The sequence below is a fragment of the Pseudomonas sp. 1L-C-7-B-C1 genome, assembly GCF_057291635.1.
Window position 1 is genome coordinate 1 of the sequence record NZ_JBXAWH010000023.1, and the last position, 18,281, is coordinate 18,281.

Genomic DNA, 18,281 nt, shown 5'->3' on the forward strand with positions numbered 1-18,281 from the left:
ACTCGAAACTGGGGTATCTGCCACCGACCGTTTACGAACGGACGATGATCTTGAAACCACCTATCGAGGTGTCCGGAATTAGTTGACCACTACACACCGCGATCACCTAGTGGAACCGGCTTTGGCCGGGAAGGCGTCGGGTGGCATACCGCGAAAGTGATGGCGAACACACTGGCCTCTTCCCGGCTAAAGCCGGTCCCACAATGAGTACGCGTTCCTTCAGCCAGACCGGTGACGCAGAGCGTCAGGGGATGCATTCCCACGCGGAGCGTAAGGAACGATCAATGCGCACCATGGGATTAGCGGCGACCTCGACTGTAGGACCGGCTTTAGCCGGGAAGGCGTCGGGCGTCACACCGCAAAAGTGGTGGCGAACACGCTGGCCTCTTCCCGGTTGAAGCCAGTCCCAAAATGAGTGCGCGTTCCTCCAGCAGACCGGTGACGCGGAGCGTCAGGGGATGCATTCCCACGCGGAGCGTGAGGAACAATCAATGCGCACCATGGGATTAGCGGCGACCTCGACTGTAGGACCGGCTTTAGCCGGGAAGGCATTCGGCGCCACACCGCAAAAGTGATGGCGAACACACTGGCCTCTTCCCGGCTAAAGCCAGTCCTACAAAAAGCATCGCGTGCATCCAGTAGGACCGGCTTCAGCCGGGAAGCTGTTGATCTTGATCTTCGAACACAAAAGGCCCAAACACCGCCAATCGCGACTTTGGTGCAGGCTGAACGCAGGTCTCGCGCAGTGGGCCGAGCCGCATGGATGCGGCGAGAGCGCCGTCAGGACATGGATGTCCGTTCGGCGCGGGCCCACGGAGCGAGACCGGAGTGAAGGAACCCTGACGAAGGAAGGGCCCAACCAGGAGCAGGCACTTTTGCTTACTTTTGGTGCTTTTCAAAAGTAAGTCGCCGAAGGCGAAACAGTCTGCCCCCAGGCAGACGCTCTTGATCTTCCCCAGCCGCACCGCGCTCCCTCAGACCAGGTACTTCCTGAACCAATCCACCGTCCGGTTCCACGCCAATGTCGCGGCGGCATCGTCATACCGTGGCGTCGAATCGTTATGAAACCCGTGATTGGCGCCCTTATAAATATGAGCCTCATAGGTCTTCCCCGCCGCCTTCAACGCCGCTTCATACGCCGGCCAGCCGTCGGTGATCGGCTTATCCAGCTCAGCGTAATGCAACAACAACGGCGCCTTTATCCGGCTCACGTCTTCAGCCCTGGGCTGCCGGCCATAAAATGGCACCGCCGCCGCCAGCTCCGGGTAGGCCACTGCGGCCGCATTCGAGACACCCCCGCCATAACAAAACCCGGTGATCCCGACTTTTCCGGTGGAGGCGTGATGAGCCATCAGCCATTCGATGCCCGCAAAGAAATCGTTCATCAGCTTTTCCGGGTCGACTTTCTGCTGCAGCTCGCGGCCCTTGTCGTCATTGCCCGGATAGCCCCCGACCGACGTCAGACCGTCAGGCGCCAAGGCAATGAAACCGGCTTTGGCCACACGGCGGGCGACGTCTTCGATGTAGGGATTCAGACCGCGGTTCTCATGCACCACCAGCACCGACGCGACTTTGGCATCGGCCTTCGCCGGCCGCACCAGATACCCGCGCACCTGACCATGGCCCTTGGGCGACGGATACGTGATGTACTCGGCGATGATGTCCGGGTCGGTAAACTCGACCTGCTCGGCCAGCGCATAGTTGGGGCTCAATGAGGCCAGAATCGTCGTCGCCGCAAGGCCGCCCACCGCGAATACCGCCGCGCGATCGAGAAACTCCCGGCGATTGATCTTGCCGTGAACATAGTGGTCATAGAGCTCAAGCAATTCCGGGGCGAAGTCTTTGGCGGTGAGACGGGTCATCTGTGCGCATCCTCATCGGTGGTTCAACGGCCACAGGCGCGATAGCGAGCGCCTGAACGTGCCGCAGCGAGTCCTCAGTAAAGCAGTATTTCGCCAGCCTGTATCAAGACGCGCCGCAGCGGCTCCCCGGTTTCAAACACGCCCTTTCCAACACGCCCGTTGTGGGCTAGCCTGAGCGGCGCAGTTGTACGACGACGTACAAAGCCACTGTTACCAAAACGGCCCCTGCTTTACGCTTCCATCAACAATAAAAAAGGATGCACCCATGACCAGACTCAAACTGACCCTCGGCTTCCTGTGCCTGTTTTCAGGCTTCGTTGCCGCTGCTCCCTCTGCCGATGAGCAAGACGTCGCCAAAGCGGTGGACAAAATGACCCAGGCGATGCTGCACAAGGACATCGCCGGCCTCAAAGCCCTGACGTCCGACAACGTCACCTACGGCCACTCCAGCGGCAAAGTGCAGAACAAGGATGAGTTCATCGCCGACATCGAAACCGGTCGCAGCGGCTTCAATACCCTTGAGATGAAAAACCAGAAAATCAACATGAACGGCGACACTGCTCTGGTGCGCAATCACTTCTCCGCAGAAGCTGTGAACAGTGGTAAGGTCGTGCCGACCGAGATTGAAAACTTCCAGGTCTGGCAGAAACAGAAAGGCCAATGGCTGCTGATCGGGCGCCAGGCGTTCAAATTCTGATGGCATGACAGCCACGCTGTAACCGACCGGGCGCCTGACAGGATCACGCACCGGTCGGCTTCGGCTACACGTCTGCTTTACCACCCCTTGATCTATAACGCCTCCAGCTCCTGCAACACCTCCAGCACAAACCCGGTCGAGCGTTCGACGCTTCCCGCCCGGTGCGCAATGCCCAATTCCCGCCACAACGCCGGCTGCAACGGACGCATGACAATGCGGTTCTCGGGCGCTGGCGTGGATGCTTCGTGGGGCAATAAGGTCGCGCCATAGCCCGCCCCCACCAGACTCTTGATCGCGTCATTGTAATTGAGCTGAATGCGCGGCGTCGGCTGCGGCCCCTCGCCCGCAAACCACTCCGCCACCTGGCGGGAGAGCCGCGTGGTGGCGTCGTTGAGAATCAGCGGCTGACTGGCGAGCCATGACGGCGTTATCACTGGCGGAGAGTCCCAGCGAGCCGGCAGGAACGCCATCACCGGGTCGCGCCGCCACGGCTGAATCGACAGTCCTTTTACCGGCGCCTGGGGCAATGCAATCACCCCGATGTCCAGGCTGCCGTCCGCGAGCTTTTGCAGCGTCTGTTGCGACGTCAGCACCGCAACCTGCACGTCGATGCCGGGGTGCACCTGCTCCAGGGTTTCCAGCGCCTGGGGCAGCAATTGCGCGATGACACCGGTTGACGCACCCAGTCGCACCCGCCCGGCCAGTCCCTGAACCTGACGCTCGACGTCTTCCAGCGCCTGCTCGGCATCGGCCAACAGGCGCCGCGCGCGTTCGATCAGGGTGTCGCCGATGGCCGAAGGCTGAACCCGTCCGCGAGTGCGCGACAGCAAGACGCCGCCCACCCGTTGCTCCAGATCGGCAATGTGCAGGCTGACCGTCGGCGGCGCGAGGTTCAGGACTCGCGCCGCTTCAGCGAACGACCCGTGATCGGCGATGGCCACTAACGTGCGCAACCGATCCAGACTGATTTCCCGCATCGCCCGGCCCCTCCTTCAGAAAAGCTGAAGTCTACCGTCAATAAATTCAACTTTCTCTATCCACGAGCGGACTGGAAGATGGCGTCCATTGACGACCTTTTTGCGGAATCGAACCCATGCCCCTCCCTATTGTTTTCATCGACGGCGACCAAGGCACCACCGGCCTGCAAATTCACCAGCGCCTGCAAGGCCGCACCGACCTGCATGTGGTCACCCTGCCGGCCGAGCATCGCAAGAACCCTGTGAGCCGAGCTGCCGCGATCAATGCGTGTGACATCGCCGTGCTGTGCCTGCCGGACGATGCCGCGCGCGATGCGGCCGCGAGCATCACCAATCCGGACGTGCGGGTCATCGATGCCAGCTCTGCGCACCGCACCCACCCTGACTGGGTCTACGGCTTCGCGCAGATGAGCGACGCGCAGAAACAAAGCATCGCCAGCGCCCGCCGGGTGAGCAATCCGGGCTGCTACCCCACCGGGGCGATCGGTCTCTTGCGGCCATTGCTGGATGCAGGTTTGCTGCCCCGCGACTACCCGATCAGCATCAACGCGGTGTCAGGCTATTCGGGCAAAGGCCGCGCCGGGGTCGATGAATTCGAGGGGCCTGACGCGGCCCAGTCGATTCCGTTTCAAGTCTACGGTCTGAGTCTCGCGCACAAGCACGTCCCGGAAATCCAGCAGTACAGCGGGCTGAGCGAGCGGCCGGTGTTCGTTCCGGCGTATGGCGCGTTTCGTCAGGGCATCGTGCTGACCATCGCGCTGCAAACGCGCCTGCTGCCCCACGGCGTAACGGGCACGACGCTGCATGACGCCCTGGCTGAACATTATCAGGGCAGCGGGTATGTCGAAGTCATGCCGATGGAGCAGTCGCGCGCGCTGACCGGGATTGATCCGCGCCAGCTCAATGGCACGGATAACCTGCGGCTGATGGTGTTTGAAAACGATGGCCACGTATTGCTCGCCGCCGTGTTCGACAACCTCGGCAAAGGCGCAGCCGGGGCGGCGGTGCAGAACCTGGATGTGATGATTGCGGGTGGCTGACTGACGTTCGACCCGTCGCGCGTTACAGCCATTTCGCGTCGACGCTGCCCAATGCGCACGCCGGTAAATCCCAGTGGGTCGGCGTGCCGTCGATCTGCCCGGCGGGTTTGAGGCGCAGCGCCGTTCCCCAAGCGGTGTACTCGATGTCGGTGGAGTAATCCCGAGGGGTCAACGGGTGCAGCGCTGAAGGCTGCGCCTCGATTGGGGCAAACGACATCAGCGATAACGCAGTGCGGGCAAGGGATGCTTGAACCTGAACGCCCTGCCCGGTGGTCAGTCGCTCGGTCAGTCCACGCACGGCTGCCGCCGCCATCAAATACCCCGTGGCGTGATCCAGCGCCTGCACCGGCAGCGGCACGGGCCGATCACTTCCCGCTGCGACCATGCCCGCATCGGCGATGCCGCAACTCATCTGCACCAGGCTGTCGAAACCGCGTCGCTCGCGCCATGGGCCGGTCCAGCCGTAGGCGTTGAGCGATACATCCACCAGACCGGGATTGAGCTGGCGGCGGCGTTCGGCACTGAGGCCCAGCCGCGCGAGGGCGTCGGCGCGGTAGCCGTGAACCATCACGTCCGCTTCGCTGATCAGGCCCTCCAGCACTGCGCGATCGGCAGGGTCGCGCAGGTCCAGCCGCGCGCAGCGTTTGCCCAGCACCACCTCCGGCACGGTGCCGGGCTCGTCCCAGCCAGGGGGATCGATGCGCAGTACCTCGGCGCCGAAACCGGCAAGAAACCGCGTCGCCACCGGGCCGGCCAGGATGCGCGTGAGGTCGAGCACGCGGATGCCCTGCAAAGGACGATCGCGCGGGACGATCCATTCGGGTCGTGCAGAGTTTGGCTGATGCCCTGCAGCCGGTGCCGCTGGGGCCTGCGCGCGATGGAGCAAGGGTTCGGCGGCGACGGCGCGGCCTTGGGGATGTTCGCGCCAGGCCGAAGCGCTACGCATTGCGGCAGCACACCCCTGATTGTCGACCACCGCGCTTTCCAGCTCACTGGCCTTCCAGCGCAGCACGGCCTGACTCACCACGTCGCGCTCGGCGGCGGTTTTCAGCACGGCGAGCGCGGCCTGACGATGGTGCGGCGCGTTGGTGTGTAAACGAATCCAGCCATCCGCCGCGCGATAGTCCCCCGCCACCGCGTCCCACTGCGCCGGCAGTGACCAGCCCTGGGGCTGAAGGGACGTTGAGAACCAGAACGAGGCCAGGCGCCGATCGACCGTGATCGCAGGCGAGGCGCCGTGGGCCTGATCAATCAGTTCGCCCACCGCCAGATGCGCGGCAGCGATGGCGGCGGTGGCGAAACCAGTGACCGGGAATACCGACGCCAGCGCGCCTTCGCCAGTGATCTGGAGATGATCGAGGTAGCGAGGCTCGCCGCCGAGGGCCAACCAGAATTCACGTAAGAAGTGCGTGGTGGCACAGTCGGAATGGGCAGTCGACATGGGGCAGCGCTCTCGGGAGTGGTGGGAGCAGCCTAGCAAATGAATCTGGAAAGCGGGCTGACACCGCGCAGTTCGTAGGACCGGCTTTAGCCGGGAAAGCGGTGTCTCTGCCGGTGGAGATTCAGCGGATGGACTGGCCTCTTCGCGGCTGAAGCCGGTCCCACTAAAAGCACCGCGTGCATCCAGTCAAACCGGCTGAGACCTAAAACGTGGGACCGGCTTTAGCCGGGAAAGCGGCGTCTCTGCCGGTGGATATGCAGCGGATGTGCTGGCTTATTCGTGAGCGAGCTCACTCCCACACGTTCTGCAGGCTGGCTCAGATCCGGCGGCATCGACGATTATGTGGGAGCGAGCTTGCTCGCGAAGGGGTTTTTCTGCCGGTGGAGATGCAGCGGATGTGCCGGCCTCTTCCCGGCTGAAGCCGGTCCCACTAAAAGCACCGCGTGCATCCAGTCAAACCGGCTGTGAACTAAAAATGTGGGACCGGCTTTAGCCGGGAAGGCGTCGGAAAAGACGCCAGATATTTCCAGCCCTGCAAAGGTGACGCGGAGCGTCACGGGAGGCATGTCCACGCAGAGCGTGGGCACGATCATCTGGGCTGCCTTGGTTCATCATCCACCCAGCAAAAAATTCCCCGGCCGGCTGCCCTCGCCCGCTTCCAGTACCGGCACTTGTGCGTCGTCTTTAAGATTCACGCCGGACAGTTGCCGGCGCCAGGCTTCGCGCATCAGGTACAGCAATTTGTGCGCTGCCATGGCGTAGCTCATGCCCTCGAGGCGCACGTTGGAAATGCAGTTGCGCGCGGCGTCGTTCAGGCCCACGCGCGGTGCGTAGGTGAAGTACAGGCCGAGGCTGTCCGGCGAGCTGAGGCCTGGCCGCTCGCCGATCAGGATCACCACCATGCGCGCGTTGAGCAGTGCACCAATTTCATCGGCAACGGCGACCCGGCCCTGTTCCACCAACACCACCGGCGCCAGGCTCCAACCCTCCGCTGACGCCATTTCATCAATGCGCTCCAGCATCGCCGGGCTGTGACGCTGCACCGCCAAGGCAGACAACCCGTCAGCGACCACCAGCGCCAGATCGAATCCTTCAGGATGGGCCGCCGCGTAATCCTTCAGTTGGGCAGCCGACGTCTCGGACAAGCGCCGCCCCAGATCAGGGCGCTGCAGATAGATATTGCGATCGGCTGCCGAGCTTTGCAGGGTCAACGTCTCGCGGGAGCGGCCCGCCAGTTGCTCTGCCAGCGCCCCGTGATCGAACGCCAGATGCACCGCGTCGCGGGCCTGTGCATGAGCGAACTGGAAATCCAGCTGGGCCGCCGTCGGCAGGCTGGTGCCGGCATGCCCGAGGGCGATCCGCGCCGAGGTCAACGAGCGCAACTGCTGCCAGGCATCGGCGTGTGCGGGTGATTTCTTGTCATCGCTCATGGCTCATGCCCTTCTCTCGACTGCTGATCACGCTGGTCATTCAATTCGCCTAATTCAGTTGCGCCAGCGCCTTGCGGAACAGCGGCGGCACGCCCTGCCCCAGCCGCACGCCGCCGTCATCCTGACGCAGGATGTCCATGCGCGTCAGCCATTCCTCGAACTCCGGCGCCGGGCGCAGGCCGAGGGTCTTGCGTGCATACAGGGCGTCGTGAAACGAGGTGGTCTGGTAATTGAGCATCACGTCGTCGGACCCCGGAATGCCCATGATGAAATTGATCCCCGCGACGCCGAGCAACGTCAGCAGCACGTCCATGTCGTCCTGATCGGCTTCGGCATGGTTGGTGTAGCAGATGTCGCAGCCCATGGGCACGCCGAGCAGCTTGCCGCAAAAGTGGTCTTCCAGCCCCGCGCGAATGATCTGCTTGCCGTTGTAGAGGTATTCCGGGCCGATGAAGCCGACCACGGTGTTCACCAGAAACGGATTGAAATGCCGCGCGACGGCGTAGGCGCGGGCCTCGCAGGTCTGTTGATCGACGCCGTGGTGAGCGTTGGCCGACAAGGCGCTGCCCTGCCCGGTTTCGAAGTACATCAGGTTGTCGCCCAGCGGCCCGCGCTTCAGGCTCAGCCCGGCTTCGTAGCCTTCGCGAAGAACTTCCAGGCTGATGCCGAAACCGCTGTTGGCCGCTTCGGTGCCGGCGATGGACTGGAACACCAAATCCAGCGGCACGCCCTTTTCGATGGCCGCGACCGAAGAGGTGACGTGGGTCAGCACGCAAGACTGGGTGGGAATCTCGTAATGACGAATGACGCCGTCGAGCATTTTCAGCAGTTCACTGATGGCGCTGACGCTGTCGGTGGCCGGGTTGATGCCGATCATGGCGTCGCCGTTGCCGTACAGCAGGCCGTCGAGCACGCTGGCGGCGATGCCGGCCGGGTCATCGGTGGGGTGATTGGGTTGCAGTCGGGTGGACATGCGCCCGCGCAGGCCGACGGTGTTGCGAAAGCGGGTGACGACGCGAATCTTCTGGGACACCAGCACCAGATCCTGCACCCGCATGATCTTCGACACCGCCGCCGCCATCTCCGGGGTCAGCCCCGGCGCCAGTTCCTTGAGGCTGGCCTCGGTGGCGTCGTCCCCCAGCAGCCAGTCGCGGAAGCCGCCAACCGTGAGATGGCTGACCGGGGCAAAGGCCGCGCGGTCATGGCTGTCGACGATCAAGCGGGTGATTTCATCCTCTTCGTAGGGAATCAGCGCTTCGGTGAGGAACTGCTTGAGCGGCACGTCGGCCAAGGCCATTTGCGCCGCCGCACGCTCGCCATCGCTGCTCGCGGCCACTTCGGCCAGGAAGTCGCCTGAGCGCGCGGGGCTGGCCTTGGCCATGAGTTCCCGCAGGCTGTCGAAGCGCCAGACCATGCCACCGATGCTGTGGGAAAAGCTCATGCACACCTCTTTTATCGAACCGCGTGATTAACCGGTGACCGCGACCGCCGCACTGCGTCCGCGGACCATTTTGCAGAACAGCGCGCCCACGGCCATCAGGCAAATGAATATGGCGCAGATCAGCAGGTTGAACCAGACCATGGCGACGAGGCACACCACCGCCAGCACCAGGGCGATCCCCGGCACGACTGGGTAACCCGGGGCGCGGAAGCTGCGCTCAAGGTTCGGTTCGCTGCGGCGCAACTTGAACAGGCTGAGCATGCTGATGATGTACATCACGATAGCGCCAAACACCGACATGGTGATCATCGCGGCGGTCAGCGTCATGCCCTGCAGATTGATCACACCGTCGCTGAGAATCGCGATGATGCCGATCACACCGCCTGCGAGGATGGCGCGGTGTGGGGTCTGGAAGCGCGACAGTTTCGCCAGGCTCGGCGGCAGAAAGCCCGCCCGCGCCAGGGCAAAGAACTGCCGCGAGTAACCGAGAATGATGCCGTGGAAACTGGCGACCAGACCGAACAGGCCAATCCACACCAGCATGTGCATCCAGTTCGAATTGCCGCCGACCACGGCCTTCATTGCCTGGGGCAGCGGGTCATTGATGTTCGACAGCGTGCGCCAGTCGCCCACGCCGCCGGCGAAGATCATCACGCCGATCGCCAGCACCACCAAGGTCAGAATGCCCGCCACATAGGCCCGCGGGATGGTGCGTTTCGGGTCCTTGGCTTCTTCGGCCGCCATGGCCGCGCCTTCGATGGCGAGGAAGAACCAGATGGCAAACGGGATCGCCGCGAACATCCCGCTGATGGCCGGCAGACCAAAGGTGTCGGAACCCGCCCAGCCGCCCAGCACGAAGTTGCTGAAGCTGAAGCCCGGCGCGACGACGCCCATGAACACCAGCAGTTCGGCGACCGCCAGGACGGTGACCACCAGTTCGAAGGTCGCGGCGATGCTCACGCCCAAAATGTTCAGGGTCATGAAGACGAAGTACGCGCCGATGGCCGCAACCCTTGGGTCAAGGGACGGGTACTGCACGTTGAGGTAGGCGCCGATGGCCATGGCGATGGCCGGTGGGGCGAAGACGAATTCGATCAGTGTCGCCAGCCCCGCGATCATCCCGCCGGTGACGCCGAAGGCGCGCAAGCTGTAGGCAAACGGCCCGCCTGCGTTGGGAATCGCGGTGGTCAGCTCGGTGAAACTGAAGATGAAACAGGTGTACATCACCGCGACCATCAGCGTGGTCACCAGAAAGCCCAGCGTCCCGGCGGTGCCCCAGCCGTAACTCCAGCCGAAGTATTCGCCGGAAATCACCAGGCCCACGGCCAATCCCCACAAGTGCAGGGTTCCCAAGGTCGGTTTGAGTTGTGAAGCAGTCATGAGCGTGTACCCCGGTAGCCAGGCGACGGTATTTGTCTGCCGTCGAGCATAGTCACAGCGCGCCGGCCATGGCTTGACACTGCGTTGCACCGTATGTCGTCTGCGGTCAAGTTTTCCGGGTATCTGCCGGGGGTGCGCCACGCTGGCGCGTGAAAACGGCCCGGTGCTTTATTGGGGGTCACGATTGAGGTCAGTGTAAGGCTGTGTTTCCGGGTCAGCGTGGCACCGTACTTCCCAAAACTCTGGTTGCCGGATGAGTCGCCGGGTAGCACCGCGCCTCTTGTGGGAGCGAGCTTGCTCGCGAAGACGTCCACCCAGCCGAGATGCGATCAAGCCTCCACAGCTAAATGGCAGGCCGGCCCGTGGTTGCCGGAAGGTGTGCTGAAGCCATGAAGGTATGACATTTGCTTGCACACTTTGCCTACACACCGTCAGAGCCATCACCCCTATGCTCCCGACCCTCGTCCCCGCCGCCGCATCGAACATGCCCGCCGCCAGCAACCGCGGCGTGCTGTCGGCTGCGGCCAATGGGCTCGACGGGTTCATCCTGCAGCACGGCGGTGATCTGGACCGCGTATTCGGGCGGTCCGGGATCGACCCCGAGCAATTGCTGCACCCGACCCTGAGCCTGCCGCTGACCAACTACTGCAAAGTGCTGGAAGAAGCCGCGAGCCAGACCGGCTGCGACAATTTCGGCCTGCGTTACGGCCAGCAATTCCGGCCTCAGGCACTGGGTCTGCTGGGCTACATTGGTCTGTGCTCGGCGACGCTGGAAGACGCGCTGATCAACTTTTCCGCCGCCTTCCCCTTCCACCAGCACAGCACGCTGATCGAACTGGTCGATCAAGGCGAGTGCTTCCGGTTTGATTATCAGGTCCGCCACGGCGCGATCAACGAACGCCGCCAGGACGCCGAACTGACCATGGGCATGGCGCTGAACCTCGTGCGCCACGTGCTCGGCCCGGACTGGGCACCTCGGCAAGTGGCCTTCGAACACGCCCAACCCCAGGGCTGGCACGAGCACCGCGACGTCTTCCGCGCTGACGTAACTTTCGGGCAGGGCTGCAATTCACTGCTGATTCCCAAGGGCGATGTCGTCGGCAAGGCCATGCCGGGCAGCGACCCGATCCTGCTGATGCTGATCAAGGACGCGATCCGTCAGTTGGGCGAAAACGGCAGCAGCACGGGCAACCGCCACGAAGCGACGCTCCTTGACCGCGCCCGCCAGACCATCGTCGCCACCCTGCACTTGGGCGAACCGGCGCTGGAGGACATTGCCCAGACCCTGGGCCTGTCCGAATGGACCCTGCAGCGCAAACTGCGCGAACACGGCATCAGCTTCACGCAACTGGTGGACCAGATCCGCCAGGATTCGGCCCTGAGCCACCTGAAGCAGCAGAACCTCAGCATCACCCAACTCGCCTCGCTGCTGGGCTACTCGGAAACCAGCGCATTCTCGCGGGCGTTCAAACGATGGTTTGGAGTGAGTCCGAAGCAGTGGCGTGGTGGTGACTGCCGGGTTTGACAATCCGCTTACAGATCTCCACTGCCTGAAATGCCGTCTTCGCGAGCAAGGTGGAGCGCCACCCCGGTCACTCCCACAATTCATCAATCGACGGGCAGTTCGCATATTCCCATCATTGGTGGGACGGGCTGCCGTCTCGCAACGAACACTGCACCTGTGGGAGTGAGCTTGCTCACGAAGGGGCAGGAACATCCGCCACATCTTCGGCGCATGGAATACCGCTTTCGTGAGCAAGGTGGAGCGCCACCCCGGTCACTCCCACAAATAAAGTGTTCGTCAGGCGTCAATGCGCCGTCTGGACCAGAACCGCACCTACTTCCGCCCCAAATCCTGCAACCAGTCGTTCATGTTCCCCGGCAGGAGCAGTTCGTGCCGGGCGCGGGAGCTGGCGGTGTAGAGCAGCGAGCACACGCTGGCGAGGGAATGCGTCGAGCCTTCCCGCGGTGGGCGCATGAGGTCGCGGGAGAGCAGCACCGAGTCGAACTCCTGGTTCTTCACGTCTTCGACTTTCGCCAGTTTGAGAATGGCGGCCGGGTCGTTGCAGAAACGCTGGGTGGTGTCGAGGAAGTCCTGCAGCCGGTTGCCCTGGCCGAGCCAGTCGTGCATGGCCTTGAATTCGTGGCTGCCGCCCATGGCCGAGGCCAGCGCGTCCCAGTAGGCGAAGCGGAAGATCAGCCGGTGTTGCGGGCGCAGGTCTTCGCGGTAGAGCAGGTCCAGGCCTTTGACGAACAGCGTGAGGTTTTCAAGGGTGCGCAGTGGCATTTGAAAGCGCGCGCCTGCTTCGGTCAGGCGCTTGAACCAGGCAAACAAGCCCCATTCGTTGGCGACCAGAATCGTGGTGGGTTTTTCCGGGATCGGCATGACGCTGTGGCCGATGATCCTCGTCGGGTGCGGCGCGCGGCCGACGAAGCCTTCTTTTATGTCGCTGGGGTGCATCTGAATCAGCGGGTTGAGCACGTCGGCCATTTGCTTGCCGGCGCGAATCGACTGGGTCATGAATCGCTGGCGAATGAAGCCACCGTGGCGCGGGGTCTTGCCGCTGAGCTGCTGGAATTCGTCGCCTAGGGTAATGACCGCCTGGGGGCTGCGGTCGAGGATCTGCACCATCGGCGCCGTCAGCTCGTGGCTCTCGTCGATGATGATGTGGCTGAAGTTCTCGGGGATGACTTCGTTGCTCAGCGCCAGGAACTTGATCCGGTGGCTGTTGCGGATCGGCAACCGAATGTGCGGCGCCGACGGCCTGACCGTCTCGCGCCAGAGCAGGCGGCTGTATTCCAGCAGCAGGGCGATGTCCGCCTGACTCGCCGCATGGCCCAGGGACGGCAAGTGCCGCGCCTCGATATTCGCCAGCGGCGACAGGCTGAAACTGTGCACGGTGCTGCGGCAGACCCGCGCCACATCACGGGGCTGCAGTTTGCCCACGGCTTGCAGGTTCAGCCACTGCGCCACTTGCCGGTCATCGACCAGCGAGCTGGCGCCGGTACGCTGAATGTCGGTGTTGCGCCAGCCGCGCGCAGTGAGATCGCGGTTAAGCAGCAGGTTGGCCATGTGACCGAAGGTGCACGCGTTGATCCGCGCGTCGGGATTGGCCTGGCGCACCCGCGCCTGAAGCGCGCTCACCTGACCCGGAAAGGTCGCCATGAGCAGGGTCTTTTCCGGGACCAGGACCTCGAAGAACTTCGCCAGCAAGTACGTCTTGCCCACGCCGGCATAGGCCTGCAGGTGGAACGACTCCTCGCTGCACACCTTGAACTCGTCGAAAATCCGGCTCTGTTGATCGCTCAGGTGCAGCACGTCGCCGGACGGCATCACCAGCTCGCGGGTCAGGGGTTCCAGTTTGGCGCGATGACGCAGGCCAAAACCGAAGTCCCATTGCCCTTCCCCGTCGAGGTAATCCTGCTGCTCGATGTCAGCGTCTTCGAGCAGGCTGACGCCGGCAATTTCAAGCACCGAGAGCCCTGCGGCCAGATGGTCGGCGGTGAACCTGCCGCGCACCAGATCGGCAAATCGGCCGCCGGCTTCTTCAACCGAGGCGGCCGCACGCAGGACGTCATCGAGCATGCGTTCGAGCTGTTCGACGGCGGTGTTTTGCGCGGCCAGGGCCTTGAGATTGAGCAGCAGCATGAGCGCGGCGAGTTGTGGCCGGCCTGCCTGATTGAGGAAATCGTCCAGCGATTCGCCAGCGGCCAGGCCTTTGCACACATCTTCGGTCAGGGGCAGAAACAGTGACGGCGGTGGCGCGAAGGCAGCGGGTGATCTCATTGCGGGTGTCAGGTCCTGAGCGGCGCGTGGGCGCGGGCAGTCAAAAAGGAGCACAGCTTACTCCTGCCGCCCGATCACCGCCCACTTGCGTGTCGCCGTTACCACGGACGGCCCGAAAGACCACCGTCTGTCACGCCCTTCACACCCGGCTCTGCTGATGCCCCGCCACGCCGACCCGGGTGTGTTCCGAGCCGCCTTCGGCAACCATCTGCCCGCGGCTTTCGATCCACATCACCAGTGGCGTTTTGTCGGAGCCGTTTTCGGCGACTTTCGGCGCAAGCTGGAAGCAGGTGCGCTCGTCGCCGCCGATGTGCTGCACCGCTGCGTTGGCGTGAACGGCGAAACCCGCGAGTGCGAATGCAACGGCGGACAAGGTGGTTTTGATCGGTGTCATGGTGTGATCCTCACGTAATCTTCAACGGTAATGGGCGAACCGGGCGGCCGGCGACACGTCATCCGCGCGGCCCTGGACTCAGTTGTCCTGCGGGCAGTTCTGGGCAACGGTCTCGTAATTCAGAACCTGTTGCTGGCCCTGAGAGTCGAGGTAGCGAAGGTGAGCATTGACCACGCCGCAGGCCGGGCTTGGGTCGACTTCGGTGGACAAGGCCTTGGCGATGTCCAGGTGCTCGCCGTACATGTAGTTGTGGGCTTGAGCAACGGGCTGGGCTTGGGCGGTCAGGGCGCCAAGGCTCATGGCGGCAAACAGGGTGGCGATGCTGAGGTTCTTCCAGTTCATGATGTTCTCCGGTATTCAAAGGGTCATTCGGTCAGGGTTCGAGGCGGTGTGTGTCTGTCGTCTCGATGGGTCCCATTGAACGCCCCGCAGGTATCTCGCTTGTGTCGCGAACCGCCGGAAAATCATCCTTACGTGTCAGAGCCCGCTGCAGATACACAGCGATACATTCGCGCCGAAAAACCTGCCTTTTGCATGCGCATGTATGCCCGGCAGCGCCAGATACAGTGGAATACAAACCCCGGCAGGCAAGTCACGCGCGACTGGTTAAGATGCGCCTCACACACATGAATACGGGAGCTGCGGCAATGGAGCACGTCGATCACATTCTGATTGTCGATGACGATCGCGAGATTCGGGAACTGGTGGGCAACTACCTGAAGAAGAACGGCCTGCGCACCACGGTGGTGGCGGACGGCAGGCAGATGCGTTCGTTCCTGGAATCGACGCCTGTCGACCTGATCGTGCTCGACATCATGATGCCCGGCGACGACGGCCTGCTGCTGTGCCGCGAGCTGCGCACCGGCAAGCACAAGACGACGCCCGTGCTGATGCTCACCGCCCGCAGCGACGAAACCGACCGCATCATTGGCCTGGAAATGGGCGCCGATGACTACCTGGTAAAGCCCTTCGCCGCCCGGGAACTGCTGGCGCGGATCAACGCTGTGCTGCGCCGCACCCGCATGCTGCCGCCGAACCTGATCGTCACCGAAGCCGGTCGTTTGCTGGCCTTTGGCAAATGGAAGCTGGACACCACCGCCCGCCACTTGCTCGACGCCCAGGGCACGGTGGTGACGCTCAGCGGCGCGGAATACCGCTTGCTGCGCACCTTCCTCGACCACCCGCAGCGGGTATTGAGCCGCGATCAACTGCTGAACCTGACCCAGGGCCGCGACGCCGATCTATTCGACCGTTCGATCGACTTGCTGGTCAGCCGCTTGCGTCAGCGACTGGCCGACGACGCCCGTGACCCGGCCTACATCAAGACCGTGCGCAACGAGGGCTACGTGTTCACCTACGCCGTGGAAATTCTCGGGGAAAGCCCATGAAGCTGAGCTTCGGATGGCCGCGCACCCTGGCCTCACGTCTCTCGCTGATTTTTCTGATCAGCCTGGTGCTGGCCCACGGTCTGTCGTTCGGCCTGCAATTTTATGAGCGCTATGAAAGCGCAATGACCACGATGCTCGGCAACATGGAGCGCGATCTCAGCACTACCGTTGCCATCCTCGAACGCCTGCCCGCCGACGAACGCCAGGCCTGGCTGCCACGTTTCGAACACCCGACCTACGTCTACATCCTGGGTGCCGGCCAGACCGGTACGCCGGTGGACATGGACAAGGCGCCAATGTCGGTCCATTCGATGCAGGAAAGCCTGGGCCACGATTACACACTGACGTTCAATAACATCGCCGACAGCCGACCGCACTATCAGGCGCATCTGACGCTGAAGGACGGCAACCCGCTGACGATTGACGTGCGCCCGCAGATCACCCCGCTGTCGCCCTGGCTGCCATTGTTGTTGATCGGCCAACTGGTGCTGCTGTTTGTCTGCACCTGGCTTGCCGTACGCACAGCGATTCGCCCGCTGACGCGCCTGTCCCACGCCGTTGACAACCTCGATCCGAACGGCGAAGGCATTCGCCTGGATGAAAGCGGCCCGACCGAGGTGGCCTTTGCCGCCGTGGCGTTCAACACCATGCAGCAACGGATTTCGACCTACGTGAAGGAGCGCATGCAACTGCTGGCGGCGATCTCCCACGACCTGCAAACCCCGATCACCCGCATGAAACTGCGCGCCGAGTTCATGGACGATGGCGTCGAGAAAGACAAGCTCTGGAGCGACCTGAGCGAGATGCAGCACCTGGTTCAGGAAGGCGTCGCGTACGCACGCAGCATGGACACCTCGACCGAGACAGCGCGGCGCGTGGACATGGATTCATTCCTCGACAGCCTGGTGTTCGACTATCAAGACGTCGGCCGCGACGTGCAGTTGAACGGCAAGACCGGCGCAATCATCGACACCCGCCCCCACGCCCTGCGCCGGGTGCTGGTCAACCTGACCGACAACGCGTTGAAGTTCGGTGGTGCAGCGGAGATTGAAGTGATCGCCCACGCCGATCAGAGCCTGACGCTGCACGTGCTCGACCGCGGGCCGGGCATTGCCGAAGGGGAATTGTCGGAAGTGATCAAGCCGTTCTACCGCGTCGAAAGCTCACGCAACCGCGACACCGGAGGTACCGGACTGGGCCTGGCGATCGCGCAGCAACTGACGATCGCACTGGGCGGCACCTTGACGCTCACCAACCGCGAAGGGGGTGGGTTGAGTGCTCAGTTGAAGCTGCCCGCACGGATAGCGACAGGCGCGGTGAAGATCACGGATCTTTAGCAAGCTTGATCGTCCCCACGCCCCGCCTCACTTCTCCAGGCTTGAGTGCGCAGCGCCTGCGGGACGCAGGGCGTGAGGCGATCGGGATCAGGGGCGCGCATTATAACCGTCTGACTATTTGTCGAACGATACAACCGTGATTTTTCCATTCTCAGGGTTCACGGAATAACTCACTCCATTCCAGTTGCCCGCAATAAGATCGTGGTTCTGGCCTATGTTGATATTCACATACGGCTTGTCTTCTTGAGTTCCATGGGGGCTTTCTTCTATCTGCCAGAGAACTTCGCCCTCATGGTTAATCCCATAAACATTCCTGTTGAAAATGACACCGGCTGGAGGTTCGAGGCGAACGATAATCAAATCATGATAAGTAAGTGCCTCTTCTACAGGATGCGGAAGATCGAATGTTCGGTCGCCGATGGTGAGTTTTCCGTGGACTATCAAAAATGCAATGTTATTCATTGGTCAAGCCTTATCGTGTTTTTAAACGCGGAGGTGGGCAGTCGTTGAAGCAGCTCGTACTGCGTGGCGTTTCCCGTCCCACCAAACACTGGATTTACCACTCCGGTCCTAATCCGGGTTCCGGCTGGAACAGATACTTCTGACATGAAGGTGGGCAGCTCAGGAAGTGCAAATTTAGATTTGATTTCCGCTGCTGTAAGCCCCTTTATGGCCTCTGATTTCATGGATCTCGGCACCGCCCGGAATCAGCGGCGAACGCAAATACGTGGGACTGTGATCGTCCCCACGCTCCCCGTGGGGGATGCATCCTGTGACGCTCCGCGTCACTCCCCCGGGCCTGAATGCGCGTCGTCCACTGGACGCAGAGCGTCCGGGGCGGCATTACCACGCAGAGCGTGGGAACGATCAAATGTCAGTGTCTGAAAGGGCGTCTTCCCGGCTAAAGCCGGTCCCACCAACATGTAGTGGTCAACTAATTCCGGACACCTCGATAGGTTGTTTCAAGGCCATCGTCCGTTCGTAAACGGTCGGTGGCAGATACCCCAGTTTTGAGTGCAGCCGCTCGTTGTTGTAATACCCAACGATGTATTGAGTGATGTCGCGTATCGCTTCGCCATGGTTGGCGTAATTGCGCCGCCATACCCG

At 62.5% G+C, this 18,281-nt stretch carries 15 protein-coding genes; 5 read left to right on the top strand and 10 right to left on the bottom strand.

The annotated features are described in order from the left end of the window. Positions 1 to 974: 974 nt before the first annotated feature. Positions 975 to 1,862 (bottom strand): YghX family hydrolase, encoded by an 888-nt coding sequence (gene yghX, locus AC0Z8Z_RS24975; protein ID WP_485620918.1) that lies wholly within the window; start codon positions 1,860 to 1,862, stop codon positions 975 to 977. Between the two features lie 265 nt (positions 1,863 to 2,127). On the opposite strand from yghX, the gene AC0Z8Z_RS24980 reads away from it, so the two are divergent. Continuing rightward, the gene (locus AC0Z8Z_RS24980; RefSeq protein WP_205482827.1) at positions 2,128 to 2,559 is read left to right on the top strand and encodes a nuclear transport factor 2 family protein; all 432 of its coding nucleotides are present in this window, start codon (positions 2,128 to 2,130) and stop codon (positions 2,557 to 2,559) included. A 92-nt stretch (positions 2,560 to 2,651) separates the two neighbouring features. On the opposite strand, the gene AC0Z8Z_RS24985 is transcribed toward AC0Z8Z_RS24980, so the two are convergent. Further along, positions 2,652 to 3,536, bottom strand: a complete 885-nt coding sequence (locus AC0Z8Z_RS24985; protein WP_485620919.1) for a LysR family transcriptional regulator — start codon at positions 3,534 to 3,536, stop codon at positions 2,652 to 2,654. Positions 3,537 to 3,652: 116 nt separating this feature from the next. Here AC0Z8Z_RS24985 and argC point away from each other — a divergent pair, with 116 nt between their 5' ends. Continuing rightward, a complete protein-coding gene (argC, locus tag AC0Z8Z_RS24990; RefSeq protein WP_485620920.1) occupies positions 3,653 to 4,576 on the top strand; it encodes an N-acetyl-gamma-glutamyl-phosphate reductase in 924 nt (307 codons plus the stop codon). A 22-nt stretch (positions 4,577 to 4,598) separates the two neighbouring features. On the opposite strand, the gene AC0Z8Z_RS24995 is transcribed toward argC, so the two are convergent. The 4 genes from AC0Z8Z_RS24995 to eat all read right to left on the bottom strand — a co-directional run bounded on the left by AC0Z8Z_RS24995 (position 4,599) and on the right by eat (position 10,268). Further along, positions 4,599 to 6,017, bottom strand: coding sequence for a CoA transferase (locus AC0Z8Z_RS24995; protein ID WP_485620921.1), 1,419 nt, complete (start codon positions 6,015 to 6,017; stop codon positions 4,599 to 4,601). A gap of 611 nt (positions 6,018 to 6,628) precedes the next feature. Continuing rightward, complete coding sequence (eutC, locus tag AC0Z8Z_RS25000; RefSeq protein ID WP_485620922.1) at positions 6,629 to 7,447, bottom strand: ethanolamine ammonia-lyase subunit EutC; 819 nt, start codon at positions 7,445 to 7,447, stop codon at positions 6,629 to 6,631. Positions 7,448 to 7,496: 49 nt separating this feature from the next. Continuing rightward, positions 7,497 to 8,888 carry an ethanolamine ammonia-lyase subunit EutB gene (locus AC0Z8Z_RS25005; RefSeq protein WP_485620923.1) on the bottom strand — a complete coding sequence of 464 codons (1,392 nt, stop codon included), beginning with the start codon at positions 8,886 to 8,888 and terminating at the stop codon, positions 7,497 to 7,499. A gap of 27 nt (positions 8,889 to 8,915) precedes the next feature. After that, a complete protein-coding gene (gene eat / locus AC0Z8Z_RS25010; RefSeq protein WP_122534432.1) occupies positions 8,916 to 10,268 on the bottom strand; it encodes an ethanolamine permease in 1,353 nt (450 codons plus the stop codon). 448 nt (positions 10,269 to 10,716) lie between these two features. Here eat and qhpR point away from each other — a divergent pair, with 448 nt between their 5' ends. After that, on the top strand, positions 10,717 to 11,793 hold the full coding sequence (gene qhpR / locus AC0Z8Z_RS25015) for an AraC-like transcriptional regulator QhpR (protein WP_485620924.1): 1,077 nt from the start codon (positions 10,717 to 10,719) through the stop codon (positions 11,791 to 11,793). 312 nt (positions 11,794 to 12,105) lie between these two features. On the opposite strand, the gene AC0Z8Z_RS25020 is transcribed toward qhpR, so the two are convergent. From AC0Z8Z_RS25020 to AC0Z8Z_RS25030, 3 genes are all read right to left on the bottom strand, one after another. Next, complete coding sequence (locus tag AC0Z8Z_RS25020) at positions 12,106 to 14,055, bottom strand: AAA family ATPase (protein ID WP_485620925.1); 1,950 nt, start codon at positions 14,053 to 14,055, stop codon at positions 12,106 to 12,108. 139 nt (positions 14,056 to 14,194) lie between these two features. Further along, positions 14,195 to 14,449, bottom strand: a complete 255-nt coding sequence (locus AC0Z8Z_RS25025) for a hypothetical protein (protein ID WP_485620926.1) — start codon at positions 14,447 to 14,449, stop codon at positions 14,195 to 14,197. A gap of 78 nt (positions 14,450 to 14,527) precedes the next feature. Beyond that, entirely contained in the window at positions 14,528 to 14,791 is a 264-nt protein-coding gene (locus AC0Z8Z_RS25030) for a DUF2790 domain-containing protein (protein WP_074891841.1), read from the bottom strand. A 305-nt stretch (positions 14,792 to 15,096) separates the two neighbouring features. Here AC0Z8Z_RS25030 and AC0Z8Z_RS25035 point away from each other — a divergent pair, with 305 nt between their 5' ends. Both AC0Z8Z_RS25035 and AC0Z8Z_RS25040 read left to right on the top strand, forming a co-directional pair. Next, a complete protein-coding gene (locus AC0Z8Z_RS25035; RefSeq protein WP_122534429.1) occupies positions 15,097 to 15,837 on the top strand; it encodes a response regulator in 741 nt (246 codons plus the stop codon). Further along, positions 15,834 to 17,174, top strand: coding sequence for an ATP-binding protein (locus tag AC0Z8Z_RS25040; RefSeq protein WP_485620927.1), 1,341 nt, complete (start codon positions 15,834 to 15,836; stop codon positions 17,172 to 17,174). The genes AC0Z8Z_RS25035 and AC0Z8Z_RS25040 overlap by 4 nt, the downstream gene beginning before the upstream one ends. A 114-nt stretch (positions 17,175 to 17,288) precedes the next feature. On the opposite strand, the gene AC0Z8Z_RS25045 is transcribed toward AC0Z8Z_RS25040, so the two are convergent. Further along, positions 17,289 to 17,636, bottom strand: a complete 348-nt coding sequence (locus AC0Z8Z_RS25045; RefSeq protein ID WP_485620928.1) for a DUF7957 family protein — start codon at positions 17,634 to 17,636, stop codon at positions 17,289 to 17,291. Positions 17,637 to 18,281: the final 645 nt, after the last annotated feature.